General features: G+C 44.0%; 13 protein-coding genes, 2 pseudogenes and 1 riboswitch. Of the genes and pseudogenes, 8 read left to right on the top strand and 7 right to left on the bottom strand.

Annotated features, from left to right (window positions below; genetic code table 11):
- The 3 genes and pseudogenes from WAK81_RS13190 to WAK81_RS13200 all read right to left on the bottom strand — a co-directional run.
- Nucleotides 1-383, bottom strand: a 383-nt coding sequence (locus WAK81_RS13190; protein ID WP_422197430.1) for a TGS domain-containing protein, incomplete at its 3' end; no start/stop codon positions are given.
- Between the two features lie 224 nt (nucleotides 384-607).
- Nucleotides 608-1777 carry an alanine racemase gene (locus WAK81_RS13195; RefSeq protein ID WP_422197432.1) on the bottom strand — a complete coding sequence of 390 codons (1170 nt, stop codon included), beginning with the start codon at nucleotides 1775-1777 and terminating at the stop codon, nucleotides 608-610.
- A 10-nt stretch (nucleotides 1778-1787) separates the two neighbouring features.
- Nucleotides 1788-3072, bottom strand: a pseudogene (locus WAK81_RS13200) (D-arabinono-1,4-lactone oxidase).
- A gap of 233 nt (nucleotides 3073-3305) precedes the next feature.
- Between WAK81_RS13200 and WAK81_RS13205 the strand changes: the two are divergent.
- Nucleotides 3306-4946: an acyl-CoA synthetase gene (locus WAK81_RS13205; protein WP_422197434.1), complete on the top strand. Its 1641-nt coding sequence runs from the start codon at nucleotides 3306-3308 to the stop codon at nucleotides 4944-4946.
- Between the two features lie 121 nt (nucleotides 4947-5067).
- On the opposite strand, the gene trpB is transcribed toward WAK81_RS13205, so the two are convergent.
- The gene (gene trpB, locus WAK81_RS13210; RefSeq protein WP_422197436.1) at nucleotides 5068-6312 is read right to left on the bottom strand and encodes a tryptophan synthase subunit beta; all 1245 of its coding nucleotides are present in this window, start codon (nucleotides 6310-6312) and stop codon (nucleotides 5068-5070) included.
- Nucleotides 6293-6937: a phosphoribosylanthranilate isomerase gene (locus tag WAK81_RS13215; RefSeq protein ID WP_422197438.1), complete on the bottom strand. Its 645-nt coding sequence runs from the start codon at nucleotides 6935-6937 to the stop codon at nucleotides 6293-6295. The genes trpB and WAK81_RS13215 overlap by 20 nt, the downstream gene beginning before the upstream one ends.
- Nucleotides 6938-7081: 144 nt before the next feature.
- Nucleotides 7082-7292, top strand: a riboswitch (cobalamin riboswitch).
- A gap of 37 nt (nucleotides 7293-7329) precedes the next feature.
- On the opposite strand from WAK81_RS13215, the gene WAK81_RS13220 reads away from it, so the two are divergent.
- The 6 genes and pseudogenes from WAK81_RS13220 to WAK81_RS13245 all read left to right on the top strand — a co-directional run.
- On the top strand, nucleotides 7330-9153 hold the full coding sequence (locus WAK81_RS13220) for a TonB-dependent receptor plug domain-containing protein (protein WP_422197441.1): 1824 nt from the start codon (nucleotides 7330-7332) through the stop codon (nucleotides 9151-9153).
- A gap of 92 nt (nucleotides 9154-9245) precedes the next feature.
- A complete protein-coding gene (locus WAK81_RS13225) occupies nucleotides 9246-9830 on the top strand; it encodes a cob(I)yrinic acid a,c-diamide adenosyltransferase (protein ID WP_422197443.1) in 585 nt (194 codons plus the stop codon).
- Between the two features lie 142 nt (nucleotides 9831-9972).
- The gene (locus WAK81_RS13230; protein ID WP_422197445.1) at nucleotides 9973-10686 is read left to right on the top strand and encodes a glycerophosphodiester phosphodiesterase; all 714 of its coding nucleotides are present in this window, start codon (nucleotides 9973-9975) and stop codon (nucleotides 10684-10686) included.
- Nucleotides 10687-11126: 440 nt separating this feature from the next.
- Nucleotides 11127-12293, top strand: a complete 1167-nt coding sequence (locus WAK81_RS13235) for an acyl-CoA desaturase (protein ID WP_422197447.1) — start codon at nucleotides 11127-11129, stop codon at nucleotides 12291-12293.
- 131 nt (nucleotides 12294-12424) lie between these two features.
- Entirely contained in the window at nucleotides 12425-13870 is a 1446-nt protein-coding gene (locus WAK81_RS13240) for a protein adenylyltransferase SelO (protein ID WP_422197449.1), read from the top strand.
- 76 nt (nucleotides 13871-13946) lie between these two features.
- Nucleotides 13947-14306 (top strand): annotated as a pseudogene (locus WAK81_RS13245) (MmcQ/YjbR family DNA-binding protein); the annotation flags it as partial.
- Nucleotides 14307-14373: 67 nt separating this feature from the next.
- On the opposite strand, the gene WAK81_RS13250 reads toward WAK81_RS13245, so the two are convergent.
- Nucleotides 14374-15060 carry a response regulator gene (locus tag WAK81_RS13250; RefSeq protein WP_004278304.1) on the bottom strand — a complete coding sequence of 229 codons (687 nt, stop codon included), beginning with the start codon at nucleotides 15058-15060 and terminating at the stop codon, nucleotides 14374-14376.
- Between the two features lie 13 nt (nucleotides 15061-15073).
- Entirely contained in the window at nucleotides 15074-16726 is a 1653-nt protein-coding gene (gene baeS / locus WAK81_RS13255; protein ID WP_422197451.1) for a sensor histidine kinase efflux regulator BaeS, read from the bottom strand.
- A gap of 135 nt (nucleotides 16727-16861) precedes the next feature.
- Between baeS and WAK81_RS13260 the strand changes: the two genes are divergently transcribed.
- Complete coding sequence (locus WAK81_RS13260) at nucleotides 16862-17467, top strand: hypothetical protein (protein WP_422197453.1); 606 nt, start codon at nucleotides 16862-16864, stop codon at nucleotides 17465-17467.
- Nucleotides 17468-17740 lie beyond the last annotated feature (273 nt).

Below are 17740 nucleotides of genomic sequence, written 5' to 3' on the forward strand. Positions count from 1 at the left end.
ATGAGCTTTTTCATACGCTCTTCAATCGCTGCCATGTCGTCTAAAGTAAACGGACGTGGCATCCAGATATCATAGTAGAAACCTTCTTCAATGACCGGACCAATGACCATCTTTGCTTCTGGGAACAGTTGCTTAACCGCATGACCGACCAAATGCGCGCAAGAATGGCGAATGATCTCGACACCGGCTTCGTCTTTAGGCGTGATAATTTGTAGTGTTGCATCTTCAGTGATGAGATCAGACGCATCAACCAAACGATCGTTGACACGACCCGCAACGGTATTTTTTGCAAGACCAGGACCAATGCTGAGTGCAACGTCCATCACAGATACGGCTTGATCAAACTGTTTTTGATCGCCATTTGGCAAAGTGATAATTGGCATAAGAAATCCTTAAGGAGTGATGCCCCGTACCATGGAGCATATCACCGCGAGATTATGATCGAGGCACAGCCTCAAAAGATAAAAACGGTGGATAAATAAAATCGATTCGAATTTTACACGGCTTGGCCGCATGATTAAACCTTTTCCCAATAAAAATAAGATTTACCATCAAATCTGTGCCTGATCTTTAAAGACTTAAGCTCATTTTTGCATTCAGAATGCGGTTACTCCCGCAAAGTCTGCCACTGGAGAAATTTTCCCTCTGTATAAACATAGAGCTGGGCAAATTTCGGGATGATAGCTTCACTTTGTGTCGGTCTTAAAAACACATAATCATCGACATGAATATCGCACTGCATGGGCACCTGAAGCATTTCCTGATTACTGCTGCGGCCATACAACACATGCGGCTGGCTTTTTTTAGGGTAAATATAATCTGCTCGCCAATAGCCCCCGTAAATAAATACGGCTTTATATTTATGTGGAAGATGATTCAGCAGCCCCAGACCGGGAATCTGGCTACAAGGCAACACTTTTAAAATGGGGCCGGCAATCCATAAAGCACAACTTAAAGCAGATAAATTTTCCAGATCAAAATCACTGGGCTTGAGCAGCATCGAGCCAAAAGCCAGATCATTGCAGATACTTTGCTGACAATGTTGCATAAAGGTTGGACTTCCACCGCCGTTAAAACATAGGGTTTCATGCGATAAATCCGGGAATTGCTGCTGCAAAATAGTTTTGTAATGCTGATAAATCTGCTGCGATTGCTGATAACTTTTGTCGGGACTTTTCAAAATTTTAGGCAATTTGGCGACATGTGCATCATAGCCCATCAATCCGGACAGTTTCAGGTAAGAGGAATATTGCTGAATCAGTTTGAGTAAGGCTACAAACTGTGCCTGACCGCTTACACCTCCGCGATGCAGTCCCACATCAATTTCAATATTGATATTTAACTTGAGATTCAATTCTTGCGCGAGTTGCAGATATTGTTTTAATCGCTCCACATCATCAATCAACCATTGAATATTTACTTGATCATTGGTTTTATTTTGCTCAGATAAAGTTTGATAAAAAGGTTTTACGGCCTGAATTGGCATCGGTTTTCCCAGCAAGATATCAGCTTGCGGAAATGTCCCCATAATTTCCGCAAGCTGCGGCAGATGAAAGACCATAAAGCGCTGGCTATTTAGTTTTTCACTGGCCAGTTTGAGTAGCTGAATGCTGGCTAAGGACTTCACCACTAGGCGCGGTTTTAACTTCGCAGGTAATTTTGACTGCACATAGTCCAAATTATGTTGATAGGTTTTTAAATCTAAAATCAGCTGTGGTGTGCCAGTCCCCTGCTGTTTTAAGTCCTGCGTCAGTTGCTGAAAATAATTCGATTGCATCACCCTATCCTCATTTACCAGACAAAAATAATTCTTTTAAATATGGATTCAGCCATTTTTGCTGTGGATCCAGTTGCTGACGCAATGCCATAAAATCATCCCATTTCGGGTAGAGGTTACGTAGCGAGACAGCGGTCATGCAGTGCAATTTCCCCAATGTGGCCGTCCCTGATATTTCTGTAAAATCGGCTCGACCAGATCAAAGATCGCGTGGTAATCCTGTTTATAAAATTGATGAATCGAAATGGAGACCGAATCACGCTGATAAAAAGGGCTTAACCAGATCTCATCGCCTTTGACATAACGGAACTCGATCGGGAAAAACATCGGTACCTGATGTTTACGTAAAACATGCAGAATCTCGTCCAGACACTGCAAGCCTGAATCGACCGGAAGCTGATATTCCATTTCATTAAATTTGGTCTGGCGCGGGGTCGGGAAAATCTGGTTTGACCAATCCACATAGCAAGTCGATTTTACAAACACACTCAGCAGTTTTTGCAAATAGGGGTTTGTCCTCGGAAAGAGTCGCGTCAATTCCGAACATAGGGTCAGCAAAGCATCTTCCGAAGGCCAGCTCTCTTGCCTCGGCTGAATGTGATCCTCCGTGTCATCCAGGGTTTTTAGCATGACCTGATCGGCATATACAAAAGCCCAAAATTCAATATGCCGATGCTGATGTTTCCATTGATCAATATGGGTAAATATGTCTTTTAATGAACAGAGCCGAATCTGTTCTTTTAGTTTATATCGTGGTCGATTTTGCAGAATGATTTGGGTCAATATACCCAAGCTGCCCAATGCCACCCGTCCAGCCTGAAATATTTCGGTATTCTGCTGACGATGACATTGCAACAGCTCGCCATCTGCGGTCAGTAATTCAAAGCCTTCCACAAAAGCGGATATGCAAGGTAAATCGATGCCCGTGCCATGCGTTCCGGTAGAAATCGCTCCGGCCAGACTTTGCTGGTCTATATCGCCCTGATTAATTAAAGCCTGATTGATCGGTGTCAGATCTTTCCCCAAATCATATAAACGCGTACCGGCCTGTACGGTGCATTGGGTTTTCTCTTGATCAAAGGCCACGATACCTTTGAACTGATCGAGATTAAGCAACACCTCATCTGTTTTGGCCAATGGGCTAAACGAATGTCCTGCACCCACTACACGAATGTGTGCATGGGTCTTGACCAAACTTTGTAATTCACTCATATGCTGAGGTTAAAAATTTGTGGATGTGCCTGCTGGCTTCCAGACCAGTTCTGCCATCCTTTATCCGCCTGTTGTATTTTCATTATTATTCCTTGGCTGATGCTATTTTAATTGCCCGGTTAGATTAAAATACCTAAAAAAGCAAATATGGGAACCCATGCGTTCAAAACATTTAAGCAGGGTGAAATATTTTTATTAATATTCAAATACTTAAAATTTGTAAAATCGTACTCGACTAAAGCATAAATGCAAGATTTCTGAGAAATACATATCTTTTCAACAGGATATGAAAATAAATATAGAACGGAGTTTTACAATGGTTAGCGCATATGATGAATTACCGCGTACCCCCGCGAATTTTGTAGCCTTATCACCTTTACGCTATCTTGATCGTGCAGCTTATATCTATCCAAATCAGAACGCGATTATTCACGGTAAGCGCCGAATCACCTGGCGTGAGAAATACAACCGTTGTCGTCAATTTGCCAACCAACTCCAAAAATTAGGTATCGGTAAAAATGATACCGTGTCTGTCCTGCTGCCTAACGTCCCTGCCATGATCGAAGCGCATTTTGCTGTGCCGATGGCAGGCGCGGTCCTCAACACCTTAAATACCCGCCTGGATGCCAAGACCCTTGCTTTCATGCTGGAACATGCTGAAAGTAAAGTATTATTGGTTGATCCTGAATTTACTGCACTTGCTACAGAGGCGCTCGCTCTAGTTTCACAAGACATTTATGTGATTGATGTGGCCGATGCAGAGTTTGAAGGTGAAGATAAGCGTATTGGTCAAATCGAATATGAAGACTGGATTGCACAAGGCGATGCAAACTTTGAATGGCATCTACCTCAAGATGAATGGGATGCCATCAGCTTAAGTTATACCTCTGGTACCACTGGCAATCCAAAGGGCGTGGTCTATCATCATCGTGGTGCCTACATTAACGCAGCCAGTAATATTATTGCCTGTGGCATGACACCACGTGCCACCTATTTATGGACACTACCGCTATTCCACTGTAATGGCTGGTGCTTTGCCTGGACTATGGCGGCCAACGGCGGAACAAACGTTTGCTTGCGTAAAGTCGATGCTGAACTGATCTTTAAGCTGATCGCTGAACATAAGGTCGATTACTTCTGTGGTGCACCGATTGTCCTGTCGATGCTGATTAATGCACCTGAAGAGAAAAAGACCAAAATTGATCACCGTGTCGAAGTGATGGTCGCGGGTGCTGCACCGCCAGCTGCGATTATCGAAGGCATGCGCAATATCGGTATTAATGTAACGCATGTTTACGGCTTGACTGAAACCTATGGCCCTTCTGCACTCTGCGCTTCACAGGCTGGATGGAGCGATCTGTCTATTCAGGAACAGGCACAGTTGCACTCCCGTCAGGGCGTACCGTATCCATTGCAAGATGGCATGAAAGTGCTTGATCCGGATACCATGCAGGAAGTGCCGCATGATGGTCAGACCATGGGTGAAATCATGTTCCGTGGCAATATCGTGATGAAAGGTTATCTGAAAAATCCTGAGGCGACAGAAGAAGCCTTTGCCGGTGGCTGGTTCCATACGGGAGATCTGGCAGTTTGCCAACCGGATGGCTATGCCAAAATTACTGACCGCTCCAAAGACGTGATTATTTCCGGCGGGGAAAATATTTCTTCACTTGAAGTGGAAGAAGTGCTGTATCAGCATCCGGCGGTGCTGACTGCAGCGGTAGTCGCCAAGCCTGATCCACGCTGGCAGGAAGTTCCTTGTGCCTTTATCGAACTCAAAGAAGGAATGACAGCTTCGGAAGAAGAAATTATGGAATTCTGCCGTGAACATCTGGCACGTTTTAAAGTGCCTAAAGATGTGGTGATTACCGAGATTCCAAAAACTTCGACGGGAAAATTGCAGAAATTTGTTTTACGCGAATGGGCCAAAGAACGCGCGCAAGGTGAGTTCTCTTAATTCCATACAAGTGGGTTCTTTCAAAATCTACTCAATAAAAAATCGTGCTAAGAACACTTAGCACGATTTTTTAACTCACCCTCTCCAAACCTCTCCCACAAGGAGAGGCTTATAGGAAAAGTTACATCTCAACCATTTCTACACCATCAATACGGGCAACGGTCATCAAGTCCTTATCACCACGACCTGAAACCGTCGCAATAATAATTTGATCCTTGTCCATGGTTGGAGCAAGTTTAGTGACATAAGCCATAGCATGTGCGCTTTCTAACGCCGGAATAATGCCTTCAATCTTGGTCAAGTCGCGGAAACCCTGCAGGGCTTCCTGGTCATTGATTGGCACATATTTCACACGATCCATATCTTTCAGGAAGCTATGTTCCGGACCCACACCCGGATAATCCAGACCGGCAGAGATTGAATGCGTTTCGATGATCTGACCTTGTGCATCCGACATCAGATAAGTTCGGTTACCATGCAGTACACCGACATGACCGGCATTCAGTGGCGCAGAATGCTTACCGGATTCAATCCCCAAACCTGCGGCTTCAACGCCGTACATTTTCACGTCTTGGTCATTCAGGAATGGATAGAACAAGCCCATTGCATTGGATCCACCACCGACACATGCCACTAGGGCATCCGGTAAACGGCCAGCCTGTTCCAGAATCTGGCGGCGTGCTTCACGACCAATGATCGACTGGAAATCACGAACCAGTTGTGGATATGGATGCGGACCTGCCACAGTACCAATGACGTAGTAAGTTGAATCAACATTGGTCACCCAATCACGCATGGCTTCGTTCATGGCATCTTTCAATGTTCTGGAGCCACTTTCTACCGGCACAACCGTCGCGCCTAATAAACGCATACGGTATACGTTCATCGCCTGACGTTTTACATCGTCTGCGCCCATGAATACTACACATTCAAGACCTAAACGTGCTGCGATAGTAGCAGTCGCTACACCATGCTGGCCTGCCCCTGTTTCGGCAATAATACGTTTCTTGCCGGAAAGCTTCGCCAGTAAGGCCTGACCGATTGTATTATTTACTTTGTGCGAACCGGTATGATTCAGGTCTTCACGTTTCAGGTAAATCTGTGCACCACCCAACTCTTTCGACCATCGTTCAGCATGATATAAAGGACTCGGACGACCGACGTAAAATGCCATGTCACGGTCAAATTCTGCCAAAAACTGCGCATCATCTTTCATACGGAAATAGAGCTTTTCCAAGTCTTCTAAAGCCGCCATAAGTGTTTCTGACACAAAACGTCCGCCATGAATACCGAAATGCCCGCGTTCATCCGGGAATTGGGTATAGTCAACTGTCTGACTGTTCTGGCTAGTACTTTGCTGATCCACGATGGACTCCTTGCATAAAGCGTTCTATGAGTTGTTGGTCTTTAATACCTTTTGCGGACTCGACACCGCCACTCACATCCACGGCATAGGCCTGTGTGGTGAGAATTGCCTGTTCGATATTGTCAGGATTTAAACCGCCTGCCAAGATCAAGGGAATATTGAGTTTAGGAAATGTATCCCAATCGAAGCTGTGTCCTGTGCCACCTTTCAGATCAGGATGCCATGCGTCTAACAGCACTGCACTTGCGCCTGCATCTTGATAACCTTGAATTTCTGCGACTACATCCAGATCAGGTTTCACCTGAATAGCCTTATACCAGCGGCGTCCGACCTGCTGGGCGATGGCCTGACACTGTTCAGGCGTTTCATCGCCATGAAATTGCAAAATATCGAGTGGAACGGTTTTCAGAATATCCTGAATTTCATCTGCGTGACTATTCACAAATAAACCCACTGCCTGTACATAAGCTGGAACCGCTCGGATCAGGATTTCAGCCTGCTCTAAAGTAACATGTCGTGGACTCGGTGGATAAAATACAAATCCTATCGCGTCACAGCCAGCATCGGCTATGGCATGTACATCTTCGACTCGGGTAATTCCACAAATTTTGGCACGGGTTCGCATATTATTTTGGCTCTAGATCTACCAATGTATTGAACAATCTATAAGATTGGGGCAAATCATTGTAATGCAATTTTTTTGACTTGCGTAAAGTTCATCCGGATTATTCTCTATGCAGATTGTGTATAACTCATACTGACTTTATACTGCGCTCACTTTGCAGCAAGTCCAAGCCTTCAGGCTTTAGGGAAGCTGGTGTAAATCCAGCACTGCCCCCGCAACGGTAAAAAATGAAACGTCTATCAATTTAAACTCTTCGGTTTACACCACTGCATCTTGATGTGGGAAGGTGGATATACAGCAAAGTCGCTGCTTTGCACATTTAAGTCCGGAAACCTGCTTGTTGTGTTCTATAACTCAATCATTCACGGGGAAGTGAATGTATGGAGCATTTCATGTCTATTCAATTTCAACCTACTGCCTTGGTAGGTGCGATCGCACTTGCGTTGGGTTTTACTTCATCTGTTTTTGCTGCCGAGCAAAAAGTTGCGAAAGCTGCTTTAGATACCATTGTGGTGACTGCAACACGTTCTGAAGAAAAAATTGAAAATGTACCTGCGCGAATTTCAGTGATTGAACCTGCGACTCTTGAGCAATCCCCTATTGCCTCATTACCAAACTTATTGAAAAAAGAGGCTGCTTTAAACGTCGCTCAGCTAGGCGGTTATGGACAACAATCCTCTATTTTTATGCGAGGCACAAGCTCTTCACATACACTCGTTCTGCGTGATGGCATGCGATTGAATACCGCTTTAAGCAGTTCAGCTTCTTTACCTTTTATTGATACGACTGACATCAAGCAAATTGAAATTCTGAAGGGCCCAGCATCAGTTCTATATGGTACAGATGCCATTGGCGGCGTCATTCATATGATTTCTAAAACACCTGAGCAATCAGGTGCGTTTATTACAGGTGAAATTGGCGAGAATAAAACTTACAAATCACTCGTGGGTGCCGATTTAGCTGAAGATGGTTTTTATGCCCAAATCCGTGGTCAACGCCTGGAAACTGACGGAAAATCTGTTCTAGATGATGAAGATGAAAATTATTCCTTTGACCAAAAAGGTTTCAGCACAAAATTTGGCGTCAACAAAGACCAATATGGCTTATCTCTCGATTACAGCCAAAATAAAGGCACAAGTGATTACAATGCAGGTAGCCTCACTTCACAAGATTTTGAAAATGAAATGGTTAACCTGAGAGGGCGAATTAACCTAGGTTCACAATTAGAACTCAATGCTCGCTTATCTCAGTTTGACGATCAATTAGATCAAAATGCTGCGAATTATCTAGGTCAGGTCGATTATTCATATAGCACTACTAAAGAAGCAGAATTGTATGCCAAACTCAATTTAAATGATCAGCATCATATTTTACTAGGTACAACGCATAGTAACCTTGATGGTGATGTTCTTTCTTATGGAGTTGCCTACAAAGGTGATGTTTCATCTCAAGGATATTACACACAGCATCAATATCAATCAGATAAACTCAATACTCAACTCGGCATCCGTGTTGAAGACAACGAGAAATATGGCTCTCATACTGTAGGGCAAGCTGCTGCACGTTATGCAATATCACCTCAACTCAGCGTCTACACGAATATTGGTTCAGCTTTTCGTTCACCAAACTTAAACGAGCTGTACAGTGGTGAATCGGCAAATCCAAATTTAAAAGCCGAAGAAAGTCTGTCTTATGAAATTGGCTTCGACCAGGCCCTCACTCAAAACTCGTCTGTTTCACTTTCCGTGTATCAAAACGAAGTGGATAACATGATCCAAAAAGTTAATGGCAAGTTAAATAACATCAACGAAGCAACGCTTCGTGGTGGCGAGCTTGTATGGAATTGGAAACAAGACGATTGGTTCATTGATACTGCTTTTGCGTATGTACAAGCTAAAGATAGCAAAACGGATATTGAGTTAGCTAAACGACCACGTCAAACCCTCACTCTGACCACAGGCTTGGAAAATGAAATTTATGGGATGAGTGCTTCTCTTATTGCCCGTTCCAAGTCAAAAAGTTGGAGTGATTCAAACCATAATCCGGGCTATGCGACCGTCGATTTAAATGCTTACTGGAATATCAATCCACATGTCAAAGTATTTACCAACATAGAAAATGTCGGTGATGTTCGTCATAAGATCGAATACAACTGGAATAATTATTATGTTGATGAAGGTCGACTCGCTTCTGCCGGCGTGACCTTTAAATACTAAGTTCAACCTTTTTAGAAATACCTTTGAGAATCATGTCATGCCTATGGCATGATTCTTTTTATTTACAGCATCCAATAATTTAAGGAACTCTCATGGGTCACCGTTTAAGTAAAATTTACACCCGTACAGGCGATTCAGGTACCACAGGACTCGGTGATGGCTCACGTGTAGCGAAAGATGACTTGCGTATTACAGCGCTCGGTGATGTCGATGAGTTGAATGCCGTGATTGGCGTATTACGTGCACAAATTTCAGCAAGCAACATTGAAGATCAAGCCACTTGGGATAAATCCCTGAGCCTGATCCAGCACTGGTTATTTGATCTGGGCGGTGAAGTCTGTATTCCAGGTTTTAATCTGGTGCAACCAGTATCGATTGAGTTTTTAGAAAATGATATCGACCGCATGAATGAAGCTTTGCCAATGTTAAAAGACTTTATTCTGCCTACCGGAACGCTGGTGTGTAGCTTTGCCCATCAGGCTCGTGCTGTTTGCCGTCGTGCAGAACGCAGCGTGATGTCAGTCCATCATCGTGACCAAAATATTCAGGCAGCGTCACTGCAACTACTTAACCGTTTATCGGACTGGTTATTTGTAGCATCACGCACCCTGCAACGCGCTGAGGGCGGTTCCGAAGTGCTGTGGCAAAAAAATATCAATGACAGCATCGAAAAGTAAAATTATGTTTCAAGTTAGCATCTAAAAATACACGCCAGATGTCTCTTGATTTTACAGAGCATCTGACGAAAATAGAAAGTGTCATCCTTCTGTCACGTAGCCTTCGCAAAATGAACTTAACTTTCCCACTCATGGGCATCTTATGCGCATAATTGGTCATCGTGGTGCACGTGGCGAAGCCCCTGAAAATACCTTGGGCGGTTTTCAATATATTCAGGAGATCGGCATTCGCGCCGTTGAGTTTGATGTCCGTCAGCTCAAAGACAATGCCTTAATCATCATGCATGATGACGATTTTGTTCGCACCACCGGTTTGCAGAAGCATCTATACGAGTGTAACCGTCAAGATCTTACCCAATATAATCACGCAGTGGCCTGGTCAGAATGGAATAAAATCGAAGCGACCCCGCTCCTCGATCAAACCTTAAATGTCATTCAAAATTTTGAGCATATTGAAGTCGAAATTAAAAGTGTCGACTCTGAAGCAGCAGCTGAAAAAATCGCGTTTGAAGTCGAACAGCAGTTACAAGGTTATGAGCAGGCAGCCATTATTACCAGCTTTGATGCCAAAATTCTGGATGCGTTGCAACAGCAAAACTCCCGCTTAAAACGCGGTTTATTGATTGAAACCGATGTCAAACATCAGGCCATTGATCAGGCGCTGGAACTGGGATGCTGCCATATTGGCTGGATGGATGAACTGGCCAGTAAAGACCTGATTCAAGCCACGCAGGCTGCCGAGTTGAATATCAGTGTCTGGACAGTCAATGATGTCACCCGTGCCAAACAGCTGCGAGACTGGGGCATTCAGGGGCTGATTACCGATTATCCAAAATTGATGCTAAAACAACTCTAAATAATCTCTCTTAACCTTGATTGATCTAGGTATTTCTTGATCCAATTCATTTCGATGACGCAATAATGAAAGTGTGAATCTTCCTTAATTTAATTTTATTTGAAAGTGAAATTAAGTTGCCCAACATCTATATTCTGCAAATTTTCTGATAATATTGCAGAAATTATGAACAACGATTTACATCTGATTCATTCGGTTTCAATTTTCTGAAAGAGTGATAATCCTCAGTCACTTAGTCGGAAATCATAGCCTGCCTAAGCTAGCCAAATAGTCGTTTTTGCCCTACTTATTCTGTTACCGACAAGTACAATACAACCGTACAATAATGCTAGTGATGCCCTATGGCACATGCTAATATTGACAAGATAGGCTGCTGTTAAAACCAACAGTAGTTTCTGCTTTTTGTTATACCTTCCGAGGTTCTAGGAGTGCTGTTGGAGATGAATGCTCCCTTACCCAAAGCCCCCATCAACTGGATTGCTGTGTTTGCATTGGTATTTTTACCGATTGTAGCCCTGATTGCCATTCCGTTGTATGCGTATCACCATGATTTTAGCGCTGCCGCTTGGATCAGTATGTTTGTTTTACTGGGCGTAAGCAGCCTCGGCATTACAGCAGGATACCATCGCCTGTGGGCACATCGTGCTTATGAAGCCACTTTACCATTAAAAATCATCTTGATGATTATGGGTACATTTGCTGTACAGAATAGTATTTTATTCTGGGCATCTGGTCACCGCACCCATCACCGTCATGTCGATGATGTTGATCAAGACCCATACTCAATCAATAAAGGCTTCTGGTATGCACATATTGGCTGGATGTTACGTGATTATCCATCAGGTGCAGCCAACTATAAAAATGCACCAGACCTGTTAAAAGACAAAGTGGTGATGTTTCAGGACAAATACTACGTTCCTTTAGTGATTGCAGCTCATGCTGCGATTTTACTTCCGATTGGCTGGGCAGTCGGCGATGTCTGGGGCGTGTTGCTGTTGGGTGGATTAATGCGTTTAATCCTGAGCCATCATGTGACCTTCTTCATTAATTCACTGTGCCACATGTGGGGAAATCGTCCTTATACCGACGAAAATACTGCACGTGACAACTTCGTACTCGCGGTCGCAACTTGGGGTGAGGGTTATCATAACTATCACCACATTTTCCAATACGATTACCGTAACGGCGTGAAATGGTGGCAATACGATCCAACTAAATGGTTGATCTGGACTTGTTCTAAACTTGGTTTAGCTAAAAACTTGCGCCGTATTCCTAGCTTTAATATCAAAAAAGCGGAATTGGCAATGAAGTTTAAATATGCCGAACAGGATCTTGCGGTGTATGGCCATGATGTTTCTGAAGATATCTCAGCGGTAAAAACCAAGATCGCACAGGAATATGATGCATTTACCCAAACCTTAAATGACTGGGCGAAGCTGAAAGAACAGGAAATTCAGGTCAAGAAAGCGTCTATGGCTGAAAAAATCCATCAAATGGATGACAAGCTGAAAGTTGAATTCCAGCTGGTTGAACAGCGTCTTTCCCATCATCGTCAAACCTTGAATCTACTGGTTCGTAATTTGAAAAAATCTGCAGTTTCTCAATAAAAGCTGTTGAAAATTAAAGCCCCACTCGGGGCTTTTTTATGTCCGAAAGATAACGTGAACTCTCGCTTATACAACAGTTTTATACAGCTATCTTTGTTATAGTAAATTTATTCCAATCCTGTACTGATGCCATGTATTTTAACTCTCGCTATCAAACACTGCCTGCTCGCCTCTATCACCATCAAGTTCCGCTTCCATTAAAAGGCGCAAAAGCCGGACATTTTAATGCTGCATTGGCAGAACAGCTGCAATGGTCGGATGAAGACAAGGCACAATGGGTCGAGATTTGTAGCGGTCAGAAAGTATTCGCTGAGTTTGAACCTTTGGCTATGGTCTACGCAGGTCATCAGTTTGGACAATGGGCAGGACAGTTGGGAGATGGTCGCGGGCTGTTGATTGCGCAGATTCTGGATCAGAACCAGCAGACCATTGACCTGCATTTAAAAGGTGCTGGTTCAACCCCCTATTCACGGATGGGAGATGGTCGTGCCGTACTGCGTTCAGTCATTCGTGAGTATCTGGCGGGTCATGCCTTAAATGCCTTAGGTGTAGCATCCAGTAATGCAGTCGGTTTTACCTCATCAATGCAAGGTATTCAACGCGAGAAGCTTGAGCCCGGTGCAATGATGTTGCGTACTTCAGACTGTCATATCCGTTTCGGGCATTTTGAATGGATCAATCAGTATCAGCCAGATCTGCTAGCTGAATTTACCCAGAAATGTATGGAATGGCATTATCCGGAATGTCTGCAAGCCGAACAGCCGATTCTGAGCTTTGCCACAAAAGTTATTCAGCGCACTGCGGTGATGATTGCCAAATGGCAACTGGTCGGTTTTGCACATGGCGTGATGAATACCGACAACCTGAATATTACCGGTTCAACTTTGGACTTTGGTCCTTATGGCTTTATGGAGCGCTTCCGTCCGAACTGGATCAATAACCACTCGGATTATCAAGGGCGTTATACCTATCAGCAGCAGCCAAGTATCGGACACTGGAATTTGTGGCAATGGTTAAATAATCTGGTGCCGCTTTGCCCTACAGATTATGACAAAGAACAATGGAAACAGGATTTAGCTGCATGTCTGGAGCACTATGAGCCAACATTCTTGGAACATTATAAACATGGTTTAAACCAGAAAATGGGCTTGCCAAGTTTCCATAAAGACAGTTTTGACTGCGCAATGGCCTTTCTGCGAATTTTGCAAAGCGAGCAACTGGATTACGCCCAGAGTTTTATCCGGTTGCAAAATAAAGACTATGAAGCTCTTAAAGATGATTGCTTAGACCGACGCCAGTTTGAAGCTTTCCTGGCGCAATATGAAACTATTCGTGAACATCAGGATGTAGAAGAACTGGATGCCGCTATGCAGCAAGCCAATCCGCATTATATTCTGCGTAATCATATGGCACAAAAAGCCATTGAACTGGCAGAGCAGGATGATTTTTCTGAAGTCGACCGCCTGTTTAAATTACTCAGTCAGCCTTATCTAAAACAGCCAGATTTGGAACAGCCTGAAGATTTAGCGCCATTGCCAAGTGATGTGCCCGAAGTGATGGTGAGTTGTTCGTCTTAATTTATTCACAATGCACACAAAAACTGTGGACAATTTAAGCATTATCCACAGTTTTATGATGATCTATCCATAACTTGTAACCTTACATACTCTTGCTGCCCAAACTGCTTTAAAACTTCCTGAAGTGACTATCACTCAGCCTTTTGGCGAAGGTTGTGATGTGTTTAAAGTGCGGGATAAAGTCTTTGTGCTGAGTTTTCATTTACAAGGCAAAGCTGCCATCAATTTAAAAGTTGAACCTGATCATGGTGCGATGCTCCGGGATATTTATCCTTATATTCGTACTGGCTGGCATATGAATAAACAGCACTGAATTACTGTTTATGAGGACGAAACTCTGGATAAAGCTTTGGTCGAGGATTTAGTGCTGAATTCTTATGAGTTGGTGGTTTCGAAGTTAAAGAAAGCGGAAAGGCAGAGGATTGAATTACTGAAGCATCTTGGAATCCGCCTATCTAAAAAAAGCGAACCCTTCCAGATTCGCTTTTTTATTTCCTACAAACTTAATCTTCAGGATATTCAAAACGGTAACCGACACCATACACCGCCTGAATCCACTCATGACGGTTGCCGGTTTCAGCCGCATCTGAAATCTTACGGCGCAAATTCTTGATATGACTGTCAATGACCCGGTCTGCCACATCAAAACTGTCCGGATTGATATGATCCAGCAATTGCGCACGTGAATAGACCTGTCCGACATGTTCCAGGAATAACTCCAGTAAACGGAATTCGGTCGGCGTTAAATTCAAAGCTTTTTGTTGATACCAGATGCGCTGTTGTGATTTGTCCATACGGAATAAATCATTGCTTTCCGGTTCTGATTTACGATCCAGACGACGTAACACAGCTTGTACACGCGCGACCAGTTCTTTTGGACTAAACGGTTTACAGAGATAATCATCTGCACCCATATTCAGACCCAATACCCGGTCAATTTCTTCAGTACGCGCGGTCACCATAATAATCGGTAAATCCGACTGTTCACGTACTTTACGGCAAATGGTCAGGCCGTCCATACGCGGCACCATCAAGTCCAGAATCATCAGACTCGGTTTACGCTGGGTAAAACTGTTATATGCTTCCTGCCCATCATGAAACATACTGACCTCAAAACCAGCAGCTTCCAGATAGTCTCGCACCAACTGTGCAAGTTCGATTTCATCTTCAACCAGCATGACATGTTTCATCAATATATTTCCTTTATGGTTTCATTTGTTTAGGAAAGCTCAGCTTGCATCGTAAACCACCCAACGGTGAATGTGCAAAGCTTAAGCTGCCGCCCAGCGCCTGCGTAATTTTACATGATAATGCCAAACCAAGGCCGGTTCCGCCAGTCGCCCGGGTACGCGAATCATCGACACGGTAGAAACGTTCACCAATACGCGCCAGTTGTTCATCAGTCAGACCAAACGGACTATCATCAACATATAAGGTCCATTCTTTATCATCTTGCGTGGTGTGAATATGCACCTGCCCACCTGCTTCAGTATAGCGAATACTGTTACTGAGCAAGTTCGCCACAATCTGTTTAAAACGATCCAGATCCAGATTTAACTCAGTCCCTTCGCCATCTGCAGTGACCATCAATTCAGCCTGCTCAAAGTTCGGCTGGAAGTTGATAAGTTCCTGCTGCACCACCTCCCACGGATTCACCGAGGAGAAATAGAATTGCAATTGCTGGGCATCAACCTGTGCCAATGCGGCCAGATCTTGGGTCAGTTTTTTCAGGCTGTTTACCTGAGCCAGCATGGACGCAAAATGTTCAGGGGTTGGTTTACGAATCCCGTCCTGCATCGCTTCAATCTGCGCCTGTAAGACTGCTAGTGGCGTTTTTAATTCATGCGAAGTATCTGCCACCCACTGACGGCGTGAGGTTTCATGCTGATCCAGAATCACCGCCAATGCATTCAATTCATTGGATAAATCACCTAATTCATCATTCCGGTTCACTTTAACCTGATATTGATAATTTCCCTGAGTCAAGGCACGCGTACCATTGAGCAGACGTTGAATCGGCTTTTTGAAATAAGTCGCCAATAACAAGGACGCAATCAGACTCGCTAAAATACTAAGTGCATAGACTAGAAATAAATAACGCTTCTGGTTACTGAAGAAATTAATACTTAAGGCATCGTCCTGATCCAGAACCGGTTTTAAGCCCAAATAGCCGACAATCTGATTATTCACCATAATCGGGCGATAAGAAATTTGCTCATCCGAAGCTTCACCGACCACAAAACGGCGCTTTGCATCATACAGAGAGAGACGTGAACTGAGGCCAAGACGGTCCGGCATCTGGATAAACTGTTTCTTGCCAGTCGGTTGCTGTGCTGGCTGCTCACCATTCTTGCGATCGGTTCTGAACAGATTCTGATTGGAACTGAGCGGGAATTTCAAGCCTTCAAAAGGCTGAAACTGGGAGGGCAAATTAGATGCTAATAAACGTAATTCTTCTTCATTGACCTGACGTTGTGGCAACTCTGGATCCACCATACTCGGTGCCACTTGAGCCAAGGTCTGTTCCTGAAAATAACGCTGCTGCAAGGCAATATCATACTGACGGCGCAGCCACCAGCGTGATAAACGGTCATAATCATCCGGTGCGGCTTCACCTTCCATCTGGAGAATCTGTGCCTGAATCGCATTGCCCCAGTCCTGATAAAGTGCATAAACATCTGCCAGATTTTCAATCACATAATCCAGCTTCTGCATTTCGACATCGGCGACATAGCGGGCGAAATTACGCTGCATATTCAGATGCAATACACCTAAACTCACCGTGGTAATGACCAGCGTGGTCAACAGCACGGTCAAAAATAGACGTAATGCAATGGGAATACGGCGAATGTTCAAAACTAAAATCTCAATTTTTCTTCTATATTCATTATTGTAGCGAACACCGCAGCAAAAAACTCTTCATTGTTTCTTCATCTTTATTGTTTAATCTTTATCTGACATAGAATCAGCTTCTTGATGGGGATAAATACAATGCAAAACATGACAAAAATAGCCTTAATCAGTGCCAGTGTTTTATCAATGGGTGCGTTGACTGCCTGTCAATCCACCAGCAATGTCCCAAGTAATGATCATCCCCACATGATGAAACATCATGAAGGCAAAAAACAGCATCTAACTCCCGAACAGCGTGAGCAGTTAAAGGCAAAGCGTGCAGAACGCATGCAGTTTGCCAAACAGCTTCAACAAGCCTGCGACAATAAAGTTGTGGGTTCAGCTGTTCAAATCAAGGCTGGCGATAAAACCATAGACGGTACCTGCAAGGTGGTCTTTAAAGCAGATCGCAAAGAGATGAAAAGCCATCGCGGTGAACATCGTGGCATGAAAGCTGAACATCATCCAATGCGTGCCGATATGCGTGGAGGCATGATGCACGGTGAGGTCTTGACGGATGCCAAACGTGCAGAATTAACCAAACAATTTGATCAGCGCCTCGCTCAACGTCAGGCACAGCAACAAGCCATGCTGCAAGCCTGTCAAGGCAAAAAAGACGGGACTGCTGCACAGATCAAGATGGGCGAACAAACCATCAATGGCAAATGTCATGTCCGTTTTCAACCTACAGCCTCTGCCTATTAATGCATAGGAATCAAGGCTTCACGACTAGCACCTTTGGGTGCTTTTTTATTGCGTTCTCTTTCCCGTATGCAGTTGACTATTCGTTTCCTACAAAATATTACAAAAGTCTTTATACTCAAGACCTTTAATGCGTCATGCAGATTAATCTTTGACTTTACAGTCACCAAGAAATCACCCCGAAAAGCTTGTACCGCCGGGGAAGTTGTTGCACGATTAGATCATTCCAAACCGTGTCAGTTAAGACAGGTTTTAGTTCATCTAAGATTATAACGC

The organism is Acinetobacter sp. (genome assembly GCF_049284435.1).
Taxonomy (GTDB): domain Bacteria; phylum Pseudomonadota; class Gammaproteobacteria; order Pseudomonadales; family Moraxellaceae; genus Acinetobacter.